We start from the raw sequence: 19528 nt of genomic DNA, 5'->3' as shown, positions 1-19528 counted from the left end.
TGCGAGAAGGAGACCGACCAGCGTGAGCGCCCAGCCCGGAGAAGGCACCGAGGTCCCCGACGACCTCGACATCCACACCACCGCCGGCAAGCTCGCCGACCTCGACCGCCGCCTCGACGCGGCCGTGCACGCCGGGTCGGCCAAGGCCGTCGAGAAGCAGCACGCCAAGGGCCGCCAGACCGCCCGCGAGCGGATCGAGCAGCTCTTCGACGAGGGCAGCTTCGTCGAGCTCGACGAGCTGGCACGGCACCGCTCGACCGCCTTCGGCCTCGAGAAGAACCGGCCGTACGGCGACGGCGTCGTCACCGGCTACGGCACCATCGACGGCCGCCAGGTGTGCGTGTTCTCCCAGGACTTCACCGTCTTCGGCGGCTCGCTGGGCGAGGTCTACGGCGAGAAGATCACCAAGGTGATGGACCTGGCGATGAAGACCGGCTGCCCGATCGTCGGGATCAACGAGGGTGCCGGCGCCCGGATCCAGGAGGGCGTGGTCTCCCTGGGGCTCTACGGCGAGATCTTCCGGCGCAACGTCCACGCCTCGGGCGTGATCCCGCAGATCAGCCTGATCATGGGCTCCTGCGCCGGCGGCCACGTCTACTCCCCCGCCGTCACGGACTTCACCGTGATGGTCGACGGCACCTCCAACATGTTCATCACCGGCCCCGACGTGATCAAGACCGTCACCGGCGAGGACGTCACGATGGAGGACCTCGGCGGCGCCCGGACGCACAACACCAAGTCCGGCAACGCCCACTACCTCGGCGCCGACGAGGCCGACGCGCTGGAGTACGTCAAGGGCCTGCTGTCCTTCCTGCCGCAGAACAACCTCGACGAGGCCCCGTCCTTCCCCGAGGACGAGCTCGACGCCGCCGGGCTCGAGGTCACCGACCTCGACCGCGGCCTCGACACGTTGATCCCCGACTCCCCCAACCAGCCCTACGACATGCGCGACGTGGTCGCCGCCGTCCTCGACGACCAGGAGTTCCTGGAGGTCCAGGAGCTGTTCGCGCCCAACCTCGTGGTCGGCTTCGGCCGGGTCGAGGGCCACTCCGTGGGCATCGTCGGCAACAACCCCTCGCAGCTGGCCGGCACGCTCGACATCGACGCCTCCGAGAAGGCGGCCCGCTTCGTGCGGACCTGCGACGCCTTCAACGTGCCGGTGCTGACGTTCGTCGACGTGCCCGGCTTCCTGCCCGGCACCGACCAGGAGTGGAACGGCATCATCCGCCGCGGGGCGAAGCTGATCTACGCCTACGCCGAGGCCACCGTCCCGCTGGTCACCGTGATCACCCGCAAGGCCTACGGCGGGGCGTACGACGTGATGGGCTCCAAGCACCTCGGCGCCGACCTGAACCTCGCCTGGCCCACCGCCCAGATCGCGGTGATGGGCGCCCAGGGCGCGGCCAACATCCTGCACCGCAAGGAGCTCGCCCAGGTCGAGGCCGACGGCGGCGACGTCGACGCCCGCCGCGCCGAGTTGATCGACGAGTACGAGACCACCCTGGCCAACCCCTACATCGCCGCCGAGCGGGGCTACGTCGACGCGGTCATCCAGCCGCACGAGACGCGGGCCGAGGTGGTCCGCGCGCTGCGGCTGCTGCGCACCAAGCGCGAGACGCTGCCGCCCAAGAAGCACGGGAACATCCCCCTCTGATGGCCGCCGAGGACGAGACCTCCGTCGACGCCGTGGACGCCGTGGCGGCACCGCCCGCGCTCCGGGTGGTCAAGGGCGACCCGACCCCCGAGGAGCTCGCGGCGCTGGTCGCCGTGATCGGGGCGATGGGAGGCGGCGAGGCGCCGGCCCCGCGTCGTACGTCCGCGTGGTCGGCGCCGCGGCGGCGCCACCGCGAGCCGCTGCCCCACGGTGCCGGGGGCTGGCGGGCCAGCGGCCTGCCGCGCTGAGGACGTCGTACGCCCCTCCCGCTGCCTCACGTTCGTGTGGCAGATCGACCCCTGCGGCCACACGAACGTGAGGCAGCGTCGAGGACCGGTGCACGACGGCCCGGCCACGCGTCGCCGGCGGCGCTGCACCGGGTGAACACCGCCCGTGGCCCCGCGTGCGACGCTGAAACCATGTCTGCTCTCGTCCTCGGTCCCCTGCTCCGCCACGTCGACGAGACCTCCGCCTCGATCTGGGTCGAGACCGACGCCTCCGCCCTGGTGACCGTGCGCGCCGGTGACGAGCAGGAGCACGTGGGTAGTACGCGCACCTTCCGGGTGCACGGCCACCACTACGCGCTGGTGCACGTGGACGGGATGTCCAAGGGCGGCAAGTACCCCTACACCGTGGAGGTCGACGACGGCTCCGGTGCGAAGCAGGTCTGGCCCGAGGCCGGCTCGCCCTACCCGCCGTCGCTGATCCCGACCCTCGACCACGAGAAGCCGCTGCGGATGGCCTTCGGCTCCTGCCGCACCGCGGTGGAGCACGACGCCGCCGGCAACAAGACCCACGGCGTGGACGCCCTGCGGGCCTACGCGCTGCGGATGGCCGGCGTCACCGAGGCCACCGAGGGCGGGGACCCCGACCCGGGCCGGGTCCGCTGGCCCGACCTCGTGCTGTTCCTGGGCGACCAGGTCTACGCCGACGAGACCACCCCGGCGATGCGCGAGTTCATCTCCGAGCGCCGCGACATCGAGCAGGCGCCTTGGACCGAACTGAAGGACTACGAGGAGTACGCCCACCTCTACCTGCTGGCCTGGAACGACCCCGCCAACCGCTGGCTGCTCTCGACCGTGCCCTCGGCGATGATCTTCGACGACCACGACATCCGCGACGACTGGAACACCTCCAAGGCGTGGAAGGACGAGATGGAGGCCACCGACTGGTGGCACAGCCGGATCGTCGGCGGCCTGGCGTCGTACTGGGTCTACCAGCACCTCGGCAACATGACGCCCGAGGAGCGCAACGCCGACCCGATCTGGAACCGCGTCGAGGCCCGCGACGCCTTCGACGCCGACGGTGAGATCGACATCTCCGAGGCCCTCGACGAGTTCGCCGACCGCGCCGACCAGGAGCCGACGTCGTACCGCTGGAGCTACGTGCGCCAGTACGGCTCGCAGGCGCGCCTGGTCGTCATCGACTCCCGCGCCGCCCGCGTCCTCGAGGAGGACCAGCGCAGCCTGCTCGACGAGGCCGAGATGGAGTGGCTCGACGACCAGATGCGCGGCGACGTGGACCACCTGCTGGTCGGCACGTCCCTGCCCTACCTGCTCGCTCCCGGCCTGCACTACGTCGAGGCCTTCAACGAGGCGCTGTCCGGCGGCGCCTGGGGCGCCCGCGGCGCGAAGCTCGGCGAGAAGCTCCGCCAGGGTGTCGACCTCGAGCACTGGGCCGCCTTCCAGGACGCCTTCCAGCAGGTCGCGCGGATGACCCTGGAGACCTCGCGCGGCCAGCGCGGCCGGGCGCCGACGACGGTCACGTTCCTGTCCGGCGACGTGCACCACAGCTACGTCTCCGAGGCCCGACCCACGCGTCAGGAGGCCCGCTCCGGTCCGCCGCTGCAGAGCCGGATCATCCAGGCCGTCTGCTCGCCGATCCGCAACCCGTTGCAGCGCGAGTGGCGCTACGCCACCGCCGTCGCCTCCTACGGCGTCGCCGGCCCGCTCGGCCACGTCGTCGCCCGCTCGGCCAAGGTGCCCGACGCGCCGCTGCGCTGGCGCCTGGCCCGCGGCCCGTGGTTCGACAACAACCTGGCCACCCTCGAGATCACCGAGCCCGGCCTGCGGATCTGGTGGGCCACCGGCGACGTCGAGGGCGACGACCACGCCCACCCGCGCCTGCGCTCGGTCTCCGAGGTCACCGTCCCGTGACCGACCCGCACCTCCCGTCCGTCCCGTTCGTGCTGGCCTCGGCCTCCCCGGCCCGGCTGGCGACCCTGCGCAGCGCCGGGCTCGCCCCGCTCGTGGTCGTCTCGGGCGTCGACGAGTCGGTGCTCGACGGGCTCCCCCCCGCCGAGCTGGCCCCGGGCCTGGCCGCGCTCAAGTGCGCCGCCGTCGCCGACCGCGCCGAGGAGCACGGCCTGCCCGCCGGCGCGCTCGTGCTGGGCTGCGACTCGGTGCTCGAGCTGGACGGGGAGGCGCTGGGCAAGCCCGCCGACGCCGAGGACGCCGTACGCCGGTGGCACGCGATGCGCGGTCGCTCCGGCGTCCTGCACTCCGGTCACTGCCTGCGCGACACCGCGACCGGGCGCACCGAGCTCCGCGGGGCGGCCACGACGGTCCACTTCGCCGACGTCGACGACGACGAGATCGCGGCCTACGTCGCGACCGGGGAGCCGCTGCAGGTCGCGGGCGCCTTCACCGTCGACGGCCTCGGGGGCGCGTTCGTGACCGGGATCGAGGGCGACTTCCACACCGTGGTCGGGGTCAGCCTGCCGCTGCTCCGCACGATGGTGCGCGCCCTGGACCACTCCTGGACCGGGCTCTGGAGCCGATGAGGGACAGCACCCGCCGCAGCAGCACGACCCCGCCGGAGAAGATCCCGATCCCGGGCGAGATCAAGGTCCTGATCGGCTCGGCGTTCGTGATCGCGATCGGGTTCGGCCTGGTCTCGCCGGTGCTGCCGGCCTACGCCCGCAGCTTCGACGTCGGGGTGGCCGCGGCGTCGCTGGTGGTCTCGGCGTTCGCGTTCTTCCGCCTGGTCTTCGCCCCCGCCGGCGGCGCGCTGGTCACCCGGCTCGGCGAGCGCCCGGTCTACCTGACCGGTCTGCTGGTGGTCGCGGCCTCGTCGCTGGCCACCGCCTTCGCGCAGTCCTACGCCCAGCTGCTGGTGCTGCGGGGGCTCGGCGGCATCGGCTCGACCATGTTCACCGTCTCCGCGCTGGCCCTGCTGGTGCGCCTGGCACCACCGACGATCCGCGGCCGGGTCTCCTCGGCGTACGCCAGCTCGTTCCTCGTCGGCGGCATGCTCGGCCCGGTCTTCGGCGGGGCGCTGGCCACCTTCGGCCTGCGGCTGCCGTTCGTCGCGTACGCCGTGGCGCTCGTGCTGGCCGCGGCCGTCGTCGGGTTCCGGCTGAGCGGAGCCGCGCTGCGCCCGCCCGCGGACGCGCCACCGCGGCCGCCGATGCTCCTGCGGGAGGCCCTGGCCCACCCGACGTACCGCGCCTGCCTGGCCTCGGCCTTCGCCAACGGCTGGTGCAACTTCGGCGTCCGGGTCGCGGTCCTGCCACAGTTCGCGGTGGCCGTGCACGACGAGACCTGGGTCGCCGGGGTGTCGCTCGCGCTCGCCGCGGCCGGGACCGCGGCGACCCTCCAGGTCGCCGGTCGCGTCGCCGACCGCACCGGACGGCGTCCGCTCGTGCTCGTGGGGCTGGTCGTCACCGCGCTGGGTCTCGGCCTGATCGGGCTGAGCGGCGACCTGCTGGTGCTGCTCGTGCTGTCGGCGGTCTCCGGGGTCGGCGCCGGACTGGTCAACCCGGGCCAGCAGGCCGCGGTCGCCGACGTCGTCACCGCCGAGCGCAGCGGCGGCACGGTCCTGTCGACGTTCCAGATGGCGCAGGACGCCGGCGCGATCGGTGGACCGATCCTGGTCGGGGTCGTCGCCGACCAGGTCGGGTACGGGTGGGCGTTCGCCACCACCGCGGCCGTCAGCCTGCTCGCCCTGCTGCCCTGGCTGCGGGCGCCCGAGACGCTCCCCCGCGTGGAGGAGCCGGCGGGCTAACGTCGCCCCCATGACGACGACGTCCCCGGCCACGCCCAGCACCGACCTGCACCTCGACGGCCACGCCGGCCCCCTCGTGGGACGCCGCTGGGAGGCCACCGACCCGACCTGGGTCGCGCTGCTCGTGCACGGCTACGGCGAGCACGTCGGTCGCTACGAGCACGTCGCGACGCGGCTCACGGCGGCCGGCGCGGCCGTGTGGGGCGTCGACCACGTGGGGCACGGACGCAGCGGCGGCGAGCGGGTGCTGGTGAGCGACATCGACCGCGTCGTCGACGACGTGCACCTGCTCGAGCAGGCTGCCCGCGAGGCGCACCCGGGCCTCCCGGTGGTGCTCGTCGGGCACTCCATGGGCGGCCTGATCGGCGCCCGGTACGCCCAGCGCCACGGCGCCGACCTGACGGCGGTGGCCCTCAGCGGACCCGTGCTCGGCGAGTGGGCCGCGGTCACCGCGCTGCTGGGGGCCGAGGAGATCCCCGACGTGCCGATCGACCCGGCCACGCTCTCGCGCGACGCAGCGGTCGGCGAGGCGTACGTCGCCGACGACCTCGTCTGGCACGGCCCCTTCAAGCGCCCCACGCTCCAGGCGCTGGTGACCGCGATGGGGCGGGTCACCGAGGCCGGCGCCGTCACCGGCACGCCGCTGCTGTGGCTGCACGGCGAGGACGACCAGCTCGTGCCGATCGGCCCGTCCCGGGCGGGCTGGGAGGCGCTGTCGGCCGGCAACCCCGACGCCGAGCAGCACACCTACCCCGGGGCGCGGCACGAGATCCTCAACGAGACCAACCGCGACGAGGTGCTCGGCGACCTGCTCGCCTTCGTCGCCCGCCACGTGCCGGGCGTGCGCGGCTAGGCGCCTGCCGCTCGCCCCACCAGGTCTCGTGACGCTCGCTGCGCTCGCTCCTCGACCACCGACGGGGCCACCCGGCCAGCCAGGTCTCGTGACGCTCGCTGCGCTCGCTCCTCGACCGCCGACGGGGTCACCCGGCCGGCCGGGTCTCGTGACGCTCGCTGCGCTCGCTCCTCGACCACCGACGGGGTCACTCGGCCCACCAGGTCTCGTGACGCTCGCTGCGCTCGCTCCTCGACCACCGACGGGGTCACTCGGCCCACCAGGTCTCGTGACGCCCACCGACGGGGTCACTCGACCGGCAGGCCGAGCCCCCGCGCGATCAGCATCCGCTGGACCTCCGAGGTGCCCTCGCCGATCTCGAGCACCTTGGCGTCGCGGTAGAGCCGCGCGACGGGGTACTCCTCCATGAAGCCGTAGCCGCCGAAGACCTGGGTGGCGATCCGGGTCGCGGTGACCGCGGACTCGGTGGTGTACAGCTTGGCGGCGGCGGCGGCCTGCTTGAACTGCTTGGTCGAGACCTGCTCGCCCCGCTCCATCGCGTCCTTCATCGCCGCGGCGCGGTAGGTCATCAGGCGGCTGGCCTGCACCATCACCTCGAGGTCGGCGACCTGGAAGGCCACGCCCTGCTTGCGCCCGATCGGGCCGCCGAAGGTCTGCCGCTCCCCGGCGTAGGTCACGCAGGCCTCCAGGCACGCCTGGATGCAGCCGGTGGCCAGGGCCGAGATGGCGACCCGGCCGTCGTCGAGGGTGGCCAGGAACTGGGCGTACCCGCGACCCCGCTCGCCGAGCAGGTGGTCGGCGGGGACGTGGGCGTCGGCGAACGACAGCGGGTGGGTGTCCGAGGCGTGCCAGCCGAGCTTGTCGTAGGCCTTCTCCACGGTGAAGCCGGGCGTGCCCGAGGGCAGCATGATCGCGCTGATCTCGGGGCGGCCGTCCTCGCGCTCGCCGGTGCGGGCGGTGACGGTGACCAGGCTGGTGATCTCCGAGCCGGAGTTGGTGATGAACTGCTTGGCGCCGTTGACCACCCACTCGTCGCCGACCATCTCGGCCCGGGTCTGGGTGGCCCCGGCGTCGGAGCCGGCGCCGGGCTCGGTCAGGCCGAACCCGGCGAGCCGCTCGCCCGCGACCAGCTCGGGCAGCCAGCGCTCGCGCTGCTCGGCCGTGCCGTAGGTCAGGATCGGGTTGATCCCCAGGCCCACGCCCGCCTGCAGCGTGATGCCCATCGATTGGTCGACCCGGCCGAGCTCCTCGATCGCCACGCAGAGGCTGGTGAAGTCACCGTCCTCGCCGGCCCCGCCGTACGCCTCGGGTGCGGTGAGCCCGAAGAGCCCCATCTTGCCCATCTCGCGCACGACGTCGACCGGGAAGTGGTGCTCGCGGTCCCAGTCGGCGGCGTGCGGTCGGATGCGGTCCTCGGCGAAGTCGCGGACGCTGTGGCGGAACTCGTCGTGCTCGCGGGACAGCTCGAAGGCGGAGGTCATGCCCGCAGCCTAGCCCGTTGGTTAGCAGTTGTTAACCGGTGAAGAGCGGGAGGGCCCGTCGGACGGTCTCGGTGATGCCGTAGGCCAGCGGGATGCCGACCAGGGCCCAGGCGACGGCGATGCGCGCGCTCATGCGGATGCTCCTTCGGTCTTCAGTGCGGAGTCCTTGCCGGGCTCGTGGAACTTCGCGTTCACCGAGCGGACCAGGAGGTTGGCCACGAACCCGACGACGAGCACGCCGACCATGGTCAGCAGCGCCGGGCGGTAGTCGGCCGCAACCAGGGCGCCGGGGGTGCCCCGGGCGTCGAGGAACGCGTTGACGATGAGCGGACCGGCCACGCCGGCGGCCGACCACGCGGTCAGCAGGCGGCCGTGGATCGCACCGACCTGGTAGGTGCCGAAGAGGTCGCGCAGGTACGCCGGGATGGTGGCGAACCCGCCGCCGTAGAACGAGATGATCACGGCGGCGGTGATCACGAAGACCACGGTCGAGGTCGACCCGAAGAGCGCCAGCACGAGGTAGAGGGCGATGCCGACCCCGAGGTAGATCATGTAGATCGGCTTGCGGCCGATCACGTCGGAGGTCGAGGACCAGACGAACCGGCCGGCCATGTTGAAGATCGACAACAGCCCGACGAACCCGGCGGCGGCAGCGGCGGCCACGGTGGAGGTCTCGCCCTCGCGGAAGAAGTCCTGGATCATCGGCGAGGCCTGCTCGAGGATGCCGATGCCGGCGGTGACGTTGCAGAAGAGCACGATCCACAGCAGCCAGAACTGGGGCGTCTTGACCGCGTTCGCCGCGGAGACGCTGTTCGTGGTGACCATCTTCTGCTTCTTGACCACCGACGGGTCCCACCCGTCCGGCGTCCAGCCCTCGGCGGGGACGCGGATGGTGGCGGCACCGAAGGACATGAACACCGCGTAGATGACCGCGAGCGTCACGAAGAGCAGGGCCACGGCCTGGCCGGACGGCACGGTGGTGGCGTCGGTCGGGTCGTAGGAGGAGTCGTAGAGCGCCATCAGGCGGCCCGACAGCGGGCTGGCGATCAGCGCGCCGCCGCCGAAGCCCATGATCGCCATGCCGGTGGCCAGGCCCGGGCGGTCCGGGAACCACTTGATCAGGGTCGAGACCGGGGAGATGTAGCCGATCCCGAGCCCGATGCCGCCGATCACGCCGTACCCGACGTAGACCAGCCAGAGCTGGTCGAGGCTGATCCCGAGCGCGGCCACCAGGAACCCGGTGACCCAGAAGGTCGCGGACGCCGCCATCGCGGCCCGGGGACCGTTGCGGTCCACCCAGGTGCCGAAGAGCGCCGCGGACAGTCCGAGCATCACGATCGCGATCGAGAAGATGAACCCGATCGCGGTCAACGAGGAGTCGAAGTGGGCGGTGAGAGCCGACTTGTAGACGCTGGTCGCATAGACCTGCCCGATGCACAGGTGCACGGCCAGGGCCGCCGGTGGGATGAGCCACCGGTTGAAGCCGGGGCCCGCGACGATGCGGTCGCGGGCGAGGAACGAGGGGAGCACGGTGACCTCCAGGCCGAGGGAGCGTTCTTTGTAGCGCCCGGCAATCTGTCACGCCTCACCCGGCCCGCGCGCCCCGGGGGTCACTCCCACCACGCGGCGACCACCGTACGGCCGCGCCCGCGGTCGGTCGCCAGCAGCGATACCCTGCCCAGCGACCCTGCCCGGCGCAGCGGTCAGACCCGCCGTACCCGACCTCCCAGGAGCTCCGCGTGCCCTCGATCCGCCCCCTGCAGAAGGTCCTCGTCGCCAACCGTGGGGAGATCGCGGTCCGCGTGATCCGCGCCTGCCGCGACGCCGGGATCGGCAGCGTGGCCGTCTACGCCGAGCCGGACCGCGACGCGGTCTTCGCTCGCCTGGCCGACGAGGCCCACTCCCTCGGTGGCTCCACCCCGGCGGAGACCTACCTCGACATCGCCAAGATCGTCGCCGTCGCGACCGAGTCCGGCGCCGACTCCGTCCACCCCGGGTACGGGTTCCTGGCCGAGAACGCCGACTTCGCCCGCGCCGTGATCGACGCGGGCCTGGTCTGGATCGGTCCCCCGCCCGAGGCCATCGAGAACCTCGGCGACAAGGTCAGGGCCCGCCACATCGCCGAGCGCGTCGGGGCCCCGCTGGCCCCCGGGACCAAGGACCCCCTGGCCAACGCCCAGGAGGCCGTCGACTTCGCCGAGGAGTTCGGCCTGCCGATCGCGATCAAGGCCGCCTTCGGCGGTGGCGGCCGTGGGCTCAAGGTGGCCCGCGAGGCCTCGGAGGTCGCCGACGCCTTCGAGTCCGCGGTGCGCGAGGCCGTCTCGGCCTTCGGTCGTGGCGAGTGCTTCGTGGAGAAGTTCCTCGACCGCCCCCGTCACGTCGAGACCCAGTGCCTGGCCGACCAGCACGGCAACGTCGTGGTCGTCTCGACCCGCGACTGCTCGCTCCAGCGCCGCCACCAGAAGCTGGTCGAGGAGGCGCCCGCACCGTTCCTGTCCGAGGACCAGGTGCGGCGGCTCTACGAGGCGTCCAAGGCGATCCTCCTCGAGGCCGGCTACGTCGGCGCCGGCACCTGCGAGTTCCTCGTCGGGCAGGACGGCACCATCTCCTTCCTCGAGGTCAACACCCGCCTGCAGGTCGAGCACTGCGTCTCCGAGGAGGTCACCGGCATCGACCTGGTCCGCGAGATGTTCCGGATCGCGGCCGGCGAGGAGCTCGGGTACGACGACCCGGAGGTCCGCGGCCACTCGATCGAGTTCCGGATCAACGCCGAGGACGGCGGGCGCGGCTTCATGCCGGCCCCCGGCACCCTGTCGGCCTGGAGCCCGCCGCAGGGCCCGGGCGTCCGCCTCGACGGCGGCTACGAGAACGGCGACACGATCCCCGGTGCGTTCGACTCCCTGATCGCCAAGCTCGTGGTGACCGGCCGCGACCGCACCCAGGCGCTCGAGCGCTCGCGCCGGGCGCTGGCCGAGTTCGTCGTCGACGGCATGCCGACCGTGATCCCCTTCCACCGCGCCGTGGTCTCCGACCCGGCCTTCGTCGGGGCCTCCACCCCGACCGGCGAGGGCGACTTCACCGTCTACACCACCTGGATCGAGACCGACTTCGACAACCAGCTCGAGCCGTACTCCGGCGACAGCGCCGAGGCGGCCGAGGCCGGCGAGAAGCAGTCGGTGGTCGTCGAGGTCGGCGGTCGCCGGCTCGAGGTCGTCCTGCCGGCCGGGCTCGGCGGTCTCGGTGGCGGCGCGGGCGGCGGCTCCCGCCGACCCAAGCGCGGGGCGGGCCGCAAGGCCGGCGCCGCCGCGTCCGGCGACGCCGTGACCAGCCCGATGCAGGGCACCGTGGTCAAGGTCGTGGCCAGCGAGGGCGACGAGGTCGCCGAGGGCGACACCGTCGTGGTGATCGAGGCCATGAAGATGGAGCAGCCGCTGAAGGCCCACAAGGCCGGCACGGTCACCGGTCTCACGGTCGAGGTCGGCGCCACCGTCACCAACGGCGAGGTCATCTGCGAGGTCGCGGGCTGATCCCCCGCCGACCGACGACCTAGGCTCGGGACCGTGGTGGACCTGCGAGAACCCCGCGAGCGGGTCAGCCCCCGGGCGCGATGGATGTGGATGCTGGCCGAGGGCCTGGAGTCCGCCGTCGCGATCGGCGTCCTCTGGGCGGCCCTGGCGCTGCCCGGCTGGGTCGACGTCCGGTGGTGGTGGGTCGCGCTGGCGATCACCGCGGCGGTCGCCTACATGGTGGTCGTGCCGCAGTGGCGCTACCTCGTGCACCGCTGGGAGGTCACCGACACGGCGGTCTACACGCAGGTCGGCTGGTGGTCCCGCGAGCGGCGGATCGCCCCGATGTCACGCATCCAGACCGTCGACTACACCGAGAGCGGCCTGAGCCGCCTCTTCGGCCTGGCCACGGTCACGATCACGACGGCCTCCGCCGCCGGCGCGCTCTCGGTGGCCGGCCTCGACCGCACCGTCGCCCGCGGGCTGGCCGACGAGCTGACGCACAAGGCCGACGCCGTCGAGGGCGACGCCACGTGAGCCAGCCCGGCCCGACCGACCTGCCGACCGACCTGCCGACCGACCTGCCGGTCGACCTGCCGGTCGAGGGCCCCGAGGTGCCGGGCGGTGACTGGTTCCGTCTCGACCCGCGGATGCTGCTGGTCCACCCCGTCCGGGAGGTCATCCGCTTCCTCCCCGCGCTGGTGATCGTCGCGGTCGCCGGCTCCGGCCTCAGCGGCGGCGTCCCGTGGCAGCTGGCGGGCGTGCTGGTCCCGATCGCGATCGGGCTGCTGCGCTACCTCACCACCAGCTTCCGGATCGCCGAGGGACGCCTGGAGCTGCGCACGGGCCTGGTGATGCGCCGCTCCCGCTCGGCGCGCCTGGAGCGGGTGCGCACCGTCGACATCAGCGCCAGCCTGATCCACCGGCTGCTCGACCTGTCCACGGTGCGGATCGGCACCGGCACCAACGCCGACGACCAGCAGCTCGAGCTCGACGGCCTCCGCTCGACCGGGGCGCTGCGCCTGCGCGACGACCTGCTGCGGGTCTCCCCCGTCGCGCCCGACCCGGGCGGTGCCGTCCCGCTCGCCGGCGACGGCCCGGAGGACGCGGGAGGGACCCACGCGACGCCCCCGGCGTACGCCCCGGACGCCCCGCCCACGCTCGTGCTCGACCCCCGGTGGGCGCGGTACGCCCCGCTGACCAGCACCGGCGTCGTCGTGCTGGCCGGCATCCTCGGCGCGGGGGGCCAGCTGCTCCAGTCCGCCGACGAGCTGCTGCCCGAGCCGTCGCGGGTGACCGACGGTCCGGGCCTGCCCGGCCTGGTCACCGCGCTCGTGCTCGTCGCGGTGGCGCTGGTCGCGACCGCGGTGCTGGCCGTGCTCGGCTACCTCGCCACGAACTGGGGCCTCACGCTGCGCCGCTCCGCCGGTTCCTGGCAGCTGCGCCGCGGCCTGTTCACCACCCGCGACACCAGCATCGACGAGGAGCGCCTGGCCGGGGTCCGGCTGCACGAGCCGTTGTCGCTGCGCCTGGTCGGAGCGGCCCGGTTGAGCGCCATCGTCACCGGCCTGGCCGGCTCGCAGGCGGCCAGCGCGATGATCGTGCCGCCCGCCCCGGCCCGGGTCGCGGCCGGCGTCGCCGGTGAGGTGCTCGGCGCCCCCGGGGTCGCCGACGCCGCGCTCGAGCCCCACGGCCCCGCCGCCACCCGTCGCCGGTGGATCCGCGCCCTGGTCCCGGCACTGGTCCTGGCGGCCGTCCCGGTCGTCCTGGTCCTCGCGCTCGACCTGACGGCGTGGCTGCTGCTGGTCACGGTCGCGCTGCCCGTCCTGGCCGGCGTCCTGGCCGCGGACCGGGCCCGCACCCTCGGGCACGCCCACGTCGGCCACCACGTCGTCGCGCGCTCGGGGAGCGTCGTACGCCGCCGCGACTCGCTCGGCGACGAGCACGTGATCGGCGTCAACCTCCGCGCGACCTGGTTCCAGCGGCGGGTCGGCCTGAGCACGCTGCGCGCCACCACCGCCGGCGGCCCGCAGGCCGTCACGGTGCCCGACGTCCCGACCGACCGGGCGGTCGCGCTGGCGCTCGCGGTCCTGCCCGACGTGGTCGGACAGTTCGTGGACGCCTCGCCCGCGGAGCCCCTGCGTCGATAGCCTCCGGCCATGTTCTCCAAGGTGCTGGTGGCCAACCGTGGCGAGATCGCGATCCGCGCCTTCCGGGCGGGGTACGAGCTCGGCGCGCGCACGGTCGCGGTGTTCCCGCACGAGGACCGCGGGTCCGAGCACCGGCTGAAGGCCGACGAGGCGTACGAGATCGGTGAGCCGGGCCACCCGGTCCGGGCCTACCTCGACCCCCAGGGCATCGTCGACGTGGCGGTGCGCTGCGGCGCGGACGCGGTCTACCCCGGCTACGGGTTCCTCTCGGAGAACCCCGCCCTGGCCGAGGCATGCGCCGCCGCCGGGATCACCTTCGTCGGGCCGACCAGCGAGGTCCTGACGCTGACCGGCAACAAGGCCCGCGCGATCGCCGCGGCGCGCGCGGCGGGCGTCCCGACGCTGCAGGGCGTCGACCCCGGCACCGACGTCGACGCGCTGGTCGCCTCGGCCTCCGAGCTGCCCTTCCCGGTGTTCGTGAAGGCGGTCGCGGGCGGGGGCGGGCGCGGGATGCGTCGGGTCGACGACCCGGCGCGGCTGCGGGAGGCGATCGAGACCTGCATGCGCGAGGGCGAGGCCGCCTTCGGCGACCCGACCGTGTTCGTCGAGCAGGCGGTGGTCGACCCGCGCCACATCGAGGTGCAGGTCCTGGCCGACGGGACCGGCGAGGTGATCCACCTCTTCGAGCGCGACTGCTCGGTGCAGCGCCGGCACCAGAAGGTCGTCGAGATCGCGCCCGCGCCCCACCTCGACCCCGAGCTGCGGGAGCGCATGTGCGCCGACGCGGTCCGCTTCGCCCGCGAGATCGGCTACCGCAACGCCGGCACCGTCGAGTTCCTCCTCGACCCGGACGGCCGGTACGTGTTCATCGAGATGAACCCGCGCATCCAGGTCGAGCACACCGTGACCGAGGAGGTCACCGACGTGGACCTCGTGCAGTCCCAGCTGCGGATCGCCTCGGGCGAGACGCTGGCCGACCTCGGCCTGAGCCAGGACACCGTGACCCTGCGCGGCGCGGCCCTGCAGTGCCGGATCACCACCGAGGACCCCGCCAACGACTTCCGGCCCGACACCGGCCGGATCACCAGCTACCGCTCCCCCGGCGGCGGCGGGGTGCGCCTGGACGGCGGCACGACCTACACCGGCGCCGAGGTCTCGGCGCACTTCGACTCGTTGCTGGCCAAGCTCACCTGCCGCGGACGCACCTTCGAGGCCGCGGTCGAGAAGGCGCAGCGCGCCGTCGCGGAGTTCCGGATCCGCGGCGTCTCCACCAACATCGCCTTCCTGCAGGCCGTGCTGGCCGACCCGGACTTCCGCGCCGGGCGCGTCACCACCTCGTTCATCGAGACGCACCCGCAGCTGGCCCGGGCCCGCACCTCCGGCGACCGCGGCACCAAGCTGCTCGCCTACCTCGCCGACGTCACCGTCAACCAGCCGCACGGGCGCGCCCCGGTCACCGTCGTGCCGGCCACGAAGCTGCCGCCGGTCGACCTCGGGGTCCCGGCGCCCGACGGCACCCGACAGCTGCTGCGCACCCACGGCCCCGAGGAGATGGCGCGCCGGCTGCGGGCCCAGACCGAGGTCGCGGTGACCGACACGACCTTCCGTGACGCCCACCAGTCCCTGCTGGCCACCCGCGTCCGCACCCGGGACCTGGTCGGTGTCGCCGGGCACGTCGCCCGGACCACGCCGGAGCTGTGGTCGGTCGAGGCGTGGGGCGGGGCGACGTACGACGTGGCCCTGCGCTTCCTGGCCGAGGACCCCTGGGAGCGGCTGGCCGCCCTGCGCCAGGCGGTGCCGAACATCGCGATCCAGATGCTGCTGCGGGGGCGCAACACCGTGGGGTACACGCCGTACCCCACCGCCGTCACCGACGCCTTCGTCGAGGAGGCCGCCGCGACCGGGATCGACGTCTTCCGGATCTTCGACGCGCTCAACGACGTCGACCAGATGCGTCCGGCGATCGACGCGGTGCGTGCCACCGGCACGTCGGTGGCCGAGGTGGCGCTCTGTTACACCGGCGACCTGTCCGACCCCGGCGAGCGGCTCTACACCCTCGACTACTACCTGCGCCTGGCCGAGCGGATCGTCGGGGCCGGTGCGCACGTGCTCGCGATCAAGGACATGGCCGGGCTGCTGCGCGCCCCGGCCGCCCGCACCCTGGTCACCGCGCTGCGCGAGCGCTTCGACCTGCCGGTGCACCTGCACACCCACGACACCACGGGCGGGCAGCTGGCCACCCTGACCGCGGCCATCGACGCCGGCGTCGACGCGGTCGACGCCGCCTGCGCCGCGATGGCCGGCACCACCTCGCAGCCGCCGCTGTCGGCGCTGATCGCGGCCACGGACCACACCGAGCGGGAGACCGGGCTGTCGCTCGCGGCGGTGAACGCGCTGGAGCCGTACTGGGAGGCCACCCGGCGGGTCTACGCCCCGTTCGAGTCCGGCCTGGCCGCGCCGACGGGGCGCGTCTACCGCCACGAGATCCCCGGCGGCCAGCTGTCGAACCTGCGCCAGCAGGCGGTCGCGCTGGGCCTGGGTGAGAAGTTCGAGCAGATCGAGGACATGTACGCCGCGGCGAACGACATCCTCGGCAACGTGGTCAAGGTGACCCCGTCGTCCAAGGTCGTCGGCGACCTCGCCCTGCACCTCGTGGCGGTCGGCGCCGACCCCGCGGCCTTCGCCGAGGACCCGGGCTCCTACGACGTCCCGGACTCGGTGGTCGGCTTCCTGTCCGGCGAGCTCGGGGACCCGCCGGGCGGGTGGCCGGAGCCGTTCCGCACCCGCGCCCTCGCCGGGCGTACGGTCCGCCCGCCGGCCGCGGACCTGACCGACGCGCAGGTCGAGGGCCTGGCGGGCGACCGTCGCGCGACGCTCAACGAGCTGCTCTTCCCCGGCCCCACCGCGGACTTCCTCGAGCGCCGCCGGGTGCACGGCGACGTCTCGGTGCTGCCGACCCTGGAGTTCTTCTACGGCCTGCGGCAGGGCGAGGAGCACGCCGTCGAGCTCGAGGAGGGCGTGACCCTGCTGCTCGGCGTGCAGGCCGTCGGCGAGCCCGACGAGCGCGGGATCCGCTCGGTGATGGCGACGATCAACGGCCAGCTGCGCCCGGTGGCCGTGCGCGACCGCAGCGTCGCCGCGGAGGTCAACGCCACCGAGAAGGCCGACCCGCGGACGCCCGGGCAGGTCGCCGCGCCCTTCGCCGGCGTGGTGACCGTCGTGGTCGAGCAGGGCGCCCAGGTCGGGGCCGGTGAGACCGTGGCCACGATCGAGGCGATGAAGATGGAGGCCGCGATCACCGCACCGGTGGCCGGGACCGTCGAGCGGGTCGCGCTCAGCGGCACGCAGGCGGTCGAGGGCGGCGACCTCGTGCTGGTCCTCTCCTGAGCCGGCACGCCCGTCGCGGGCCCGCCGGCGGCGAGGGCGCCGGCGGCGCCGGCCGCGGCGTGCCCGTCCAGCCGCTGGTGGCCGGCGTGGTGGCGGCCGTCGTCGGGTTCAGCAGCTCCTTCGTGGTCGTCGTCGCCGGCCTCACCGCGGTCGGTGCCACCCCGCCGCAGGCGGCCTCCGGGCTGCTGGCGCTGTGCCTGGCCCAGGCGGCCGGGATGGCGTGGCTGGGCCTGCGGCACCGCACACCGGTCACCCTGGCGTGGTCGACGCCCGGCGCCGCGCTGCTGGTCTCGACCGGCGCCGTCGCCGGCGGCTGGCCGGCCGCCGTCGGCGCGTTCCTGGCCACCGGCCTGCTCGTCGTGCTGACCGCGCTCGTCCCCGGCCTGGGTGACCTCGTCGGACGGATCCCGCCGGCCCTGGCCCGCGCGATGCTGGCGGGGGTGCTGCTGCCGCTGTGCCTGGCGCCGGTGACGGCCCTGGTGGTCTCCCCCGTGCTGGTGGCCCCGGTCGTGCTGACCTGGCTGGTGCTGCTGCGGACGGCCCGCCGCTGGGCGGTGCCCGGGTCGTTGGCGGTGGCGCTGGTGGTGGTGGTCCTCGACGCCCGCGACGTCCTGTCGGGCCTGCCGCTGGTGCCCGTGGTCGACCTGACGGCGCCGGCCTGGTCGGCCGGCGCGCTGCTCTCGGTCGCGCTCCCGCTCTACGTCGTCACGATGGCCTCGCAGAACGTGCCCGGCGCCGCCGTGCTCGCGGCCAACGGCTACCGCACGCCCTGGCGGGAGGCGCTCGGGGTCACCGGCCTCGGCACGCTGCTGGTCGCCCCGGCCGGCGGGCACGCGGTCAACCTGGCCGCCATCACGGCGGCGCTGGCCGCTGGTCCCGAGGCCGGCCCCGACCCCGAGCGCCGCTGGTGGGCCGCACTGAGCGGGGCCGCCACCTACGTCGCGCTCGGCCTCGGCGCCGGCGCGCTGACCGCCGTCGTCACGGCCGCCGCGGACGGCGTGGTCCAGGCCGCCGCCGGGCTGGCCCTGCTCGGGGCGCTGGCCGCCGCGCTCGGCGAGGCGCTGGCCGACCCCGCCGAGCGCGAGGCCGCCGTGGTCACCTTCGTCGTCGCGGCCTCGGGCGTGGTCGTCCTCGGGATCGGTGCCGCGTTCTGGGCGCTGCTGGCCGGCCTGGTGCTGCGGGCCGTGCTGCGGGCCGGCCGTCCGGCCCCTACGCCGTCGTGAACCAGGTCGACGGCAGCCCGAAGGTCAGCCGGAAGGTCTCCCCGGGCACCGACACCCGGCCCTGACCGCCCTGGACGACCACGGTCCCCACCCGTCCGCCCCACTGGCCGTCGCCGGTGCGGTCGCGCAGCTCCACGCCGGTGAAGCCGCCGATCGCGGGGTAGGCCGACTCCAGCGCACTGCTGCTGACGGTGCGGCGCCAGGTGGCGTACGGGTTGCCGGAGCCCTCCTCGTTGCGGTCCTGACGGGCCGGGAGGTAGGCGAAGGAGCCCTTCGCGGTCCAGCCGCCGTTGCTGGCCGAGAACTGGGTGAAGGCCGGCTCGCCCCCCGCGAAGCGCACCCGGGCGCGCGTGGCGCGGACGGCCCCGTCGCTGGCCGGGTGCTCGGCGGCGACCCCGCCGTACACCTGGGACCCCGCGGTGTCGAGGACCTGGTAGTGGATGTTGCGCGGGTGCACCCGCTCGTAGGCGGCGTAGCTGCGCGCGGCCACGGCCTGCGCCCGCACCGCGGCGGCCGGCCACAGTGCCGGCACCTCGCGCGGCACCACCCCGCGCAGGTAGGACTCCATCGGCACCACGTTGACGGTGTCGCGGTCCTCGGCGTCGTCGCTCGAGGCCGGCGGCGGGTCGACCGAGCGCAGCACCCCGCGGTAGGGCGTGGTGCCCGCCGGCGTCTCCAGGCGTACGGGCGCTCCCCCGGCACCGACCTCGACCTCGCCGTCGACGGTGCGCAGCCGGGTCCACGACCCCCGCGCGGTGCGGTAGTCGACCAGGCTGCGGCCCTGCGCCGCCGGGACCACCCGCCAGGCCACCGCGGCCGGACGGGCGTCGTGCAGCGGGGACCAGGAGCCACCGACCGGGCGCAGCCGCAGGCCGGCGCGGTCGCGCACGACGAGGTCGCGGGTGCTGTCGGCGGTGATCAGCACCTCCATCCGGCCGGCGGTGCGCGCCCAGGCGGTGCCGGGGTAGTAGAAGGAGACGATCCGTCGGTAGGACCAGCCCTCCTCCGCGGCGCCCTTCGCGCCGTACTGCGAGAGCCCGCGGCCGTGGCCGTTGCCACGGCCGGTCAGCGCGAGACCGTCTGCAGCGCGAGCGGCGCCGGACAGGTCACCGGGGTCCGGACGCTCGACCGGGCCCACCAGCCCGGTGTCGGGGTCCGGGGTCACCGGTCCCGCCGTGGCGGTGGCCGTGGCCGTGGCGGGGGCGAGCAGGACGCCCGCGGTGAGCAGGCCGAGCAGGGTTCCCGGGAGTCGTCGCACCCCGGGAGGGT

At 74.2% G+C, this 19528-nt stretch carries 15 protein-coding genes; 11 read left to right on the top strand and 4 right to left on the bottom strand.

From position 1 onward, the window contains the following. The first annotated feature begins 22 nt into the window (after positions 1 to 22). The 6 genes from GV155_RS04855 to GV155_RS04830 all read left to right on the top strand — a co-directional run bounded on the left by GV155_RS04855 (position 23) and on the right by GV155_RS04830 (position 6512). Positions 23 to 1654, top strand: a complete 1632-nt coding sequence (locus tag GV155_RS04855; protein WP_160005767.1) for an acyl-CoA carboxylase subunit beta — start codon at positions 23 to 25, stop codon at positions 1652 to 1654. Beyond that, a complete protein-coding gene (locus tag GV155_RS04850; protein WP_201300056.1) occupies positions 1654 to 1902 on the top strand; it encodes an acyl-CoA carboxylase subunit epsilon in 249 nt (82 codons plus the stop codon). Before GV155_RS04855 ends, GV155_RS04850 begins: the two co-directional genes overlap by 1 nt. A gap of 171 nt (positions 1903 to 2073) precedes the next feature. Then, positions 2074 to 3810 carry an alkaline phosphatase D family protein gene (locus GV155_RS04845; protein WP_160005765.1) on the top strand — a complete coding sequence of 579 codons (1737 nt, stop codon included), beginning with the start codon at positions 2074 to 2076 and terminating at the stop codon, positions 3808 to 3810. After that, positions 3807 to 4436 carry a Maf family protein gene (locus GV155_RS04840; protein WP_201300055.1) on the top strand — a complete coding sequence of 210 codons (630 nt, stop codon included), beginning with the start codon at positions 3807 to 3809 and terminating at the stop codon, positions 4434 to 4436. The genes GV155_RS04845 and GV155_RS04840 overlap by 4 nt, the downstream gene beginning before the upstream one ends. Beyond that, entirely contained in the window at positions 4433 to 5659 is a 1227-nt protein-coding gene (locus GV155_RS04835; RefSeq protein WP_160005763.1) for an MFS transporter, read from the top strand. The genes GV155_RS04840 and GV155_RS04835 overlap by 4 nt, the downstream gene beginning before the upstream one ends. Positions 5660 to 5669: 10 nt before the next feature. After that, entirely contained in the window at positions 5670 to 6512 is an 843-nt protein-coding gene (locus GV155_RS04830) for an alpha/beta hydrolase (RefSeq protein ID WP_160005761.1), read from the top strand. A gap of 287 nt (positions 6513 to 6799) precedes the next feature. Here the strand turns inward: GV155_RS04830 and GV155_RS04825 are convergent, their stop codons facing one another. The 3 genes from GV155_RS04825 to GV155_RS04820 are packed head-to-tail and all read right to left on the bottom strand — an operon-like array spanning position 6800 to position 9523. Continuing rightward, the gene (locus tag GV155_RS04825) at positions 6800 to 7993 is read right to left on the bottom strand and encodes an acyl-CoA dehydrogenase family protein (protein WP_160005759.1); all 1194 of its coding nucleotides are present in this window, start codon (positions 7991 to 7993) and stop codon (positions 6800 to 6802) included. A gap of 31 nt (positions 7994 to 8024) precedes the next feature. Further along, the gene (locus GV155_RS21095; protein WP_442938813.1) at positions 8025 to 8126 is read right to left on the bottom strand and encodes an MFS transporter small subunit; all 102 of its coding nucleotides are present in this window, start codon (positions 8124 to 8126) and stop codon (positions 8025 to 8027) included. Next, on the bottom strand, positions 8123 to 9523 hold the full coding sequence (locus GV155_RS04820) for an OFA family MFS transporter (RefSeq protein WP_160005757.1): 1401 nt from the start codon (positions 9521 to 9523) through the stop codon (positions 8123 to 8125). Before GV155_RS04820 ends, GV155_RS21095 begins: the two co-directional genes overlap by 4 nt. Before the next feature lie 209 nt (positions 9524 to 9732). Between GV155_RS04820 and GV155_RS04815 the strand changes: the two genes are divergently transcribed. Genes GV155_RS04815 through GV155_RS04795 form a run of 5 tightly spaced genes read left to right on the top strand, consistent with a single transcriptional unit; the run spans position 9733 to position 18259 of the window. Further along, positions 9733 to 11520 (top strand): acetyl/propionyl/methylcrotonyl-CoA carboxylase subunit alpha, encoded by a 1788-nt coding sequence (locus tag GV155_RS04815; protein ID WP_236553993.1) that lies wholly within the window; start codon positions 9733 to 9735, stop codon positions 11518 to 11520. A 33-nt stretch (positions 11521 to 11553) separates the two neighbouring features. After that, a complete protein-coding gene (locus tag GV155_RS04810; RefSeq protein ID WP_236553985.1) occupies positions 11554 to 12036 on the top strand; it encodes a PH domain-containing protein in 483 nt (160 codons plus the stop codon). After that, a complete protein-coding gene (locus GV155_RS04805) occupies positions 12033 to 13649 on the top strand; it encodes a PH domain-containing protein (protein WP_160005755.1) in 1617 nt (538 codons plus the stop codon). Before GV155_RS04810 ends, GV155_RS04805 begins: the two co-directional genes overlap by 4 nt. Positions 13650 to 13658: 9 nt before the next feature. After that, positions 13659 to 17036, top strand: a complete 3378-nt coding sequence (locus GV155_RS04800) for a pyruvate carboxylase (protein ID WP_160005753.1) — start codon at positions 13659 to 13661, stop codon at positions 17034 to 17036. A 59-nt stretch (positions 17037 to 17095) separates the two neighbouring features. Further along, positions 17096 to 18259, top strand: coding sequence for a benzoate/H(+) symporter BenE family transporter (locus GV155_RS04795; RefSeq protein WP_160005751.1), 1164 nt, complete (start codon positions 17096 to 17098; stop codon positions 18257 to 18259). Here the strand turns inward: GV155_RS04795 and GV155_RS04790 are convergent. Next, entirely contained in the window at positions 18246 to 19517 is a 1272-nt protein-coding gene (locus GV155_RS04790) for a SpoIID/LytB domain-containing protein (RefSeq protein WP_160005749.1), read from the bottom strand. The two genes, GV155_RS04795 and GV155_RS04790, sit on opposite strands and share 14 nt — an antisense overlap. Positions 19518 to 19528 lie beyond the last annotated feature (11 nt).

Source organism: Nocardioides sp. AX2bis, assembly GCF_902506435.1.
Lineage (GTDB): Bacteria > Actinomycetota > Actinomycetes > Propionibacteriales > Nocardioidaceae > Nocardioides.
The sequence above is the reverse complement of the archived record's forward strand: the minus strand, read 5'-3'. Positions and strand labels throughout refer to the sequence as shown.

What these genes read in the sequence shown, in the direction of transcription:
- GV155_RS04825 (WP_160005759.1), bottom strand. Translation starts at nt 7,993, where the DNA reads ATGACCTCCGCCTTCGAGCTGTCCCGCGAGCACGACGAGTTCCGCCAC.
- GV155_RS21095 (WP_442938813.1), bottom strand. Translation starts at nt 8,126, where the DNA reads ATGAGCGCGCGCATCGCCGTCGCCTGGGCCCTGGTCGGCATCCCGCTG.
- GV155_RS04830 (WP_160005761.1), top strand. Translation starts at nt 5,670, where the DNA reads ATGACGACGACGTCCCCGGCCACGCCCAGCACCGACCTGCACCTCGAC.
- GV155_RS04845 (WP_160005765.1), top strand. Translation starts at nt 2,074, where the DNA reads ATGTCTGCTCTCGTCCTCGGTCCCCTGCTCCGCCACGTCGACGAGACC.
- GV155_RS04800 (WP_160005753.1), top strand. Translation starts at nt 13,659, where the DNA reads ATGTTCTCCAAGGTGCTGGTGGCCAACCGTGGCGAGATCGCGATCCGC.
- GV155_RS04835 (WP_160005763.1), top strand. Translation starts at nt 4,433, where the DNA reads ATGAGGGACAGCACCCGCCGCAGCAGCACGACCCCGCCGGAGAAGATC.
- GV155_RS04850 (WP_201300056.1), top strand. Translation starts at nt 1,654, where the DNA reads ATGGCCGCCGAGGACGAGACCTCCGTCGACGCCGTGGACGCCGTGGCG.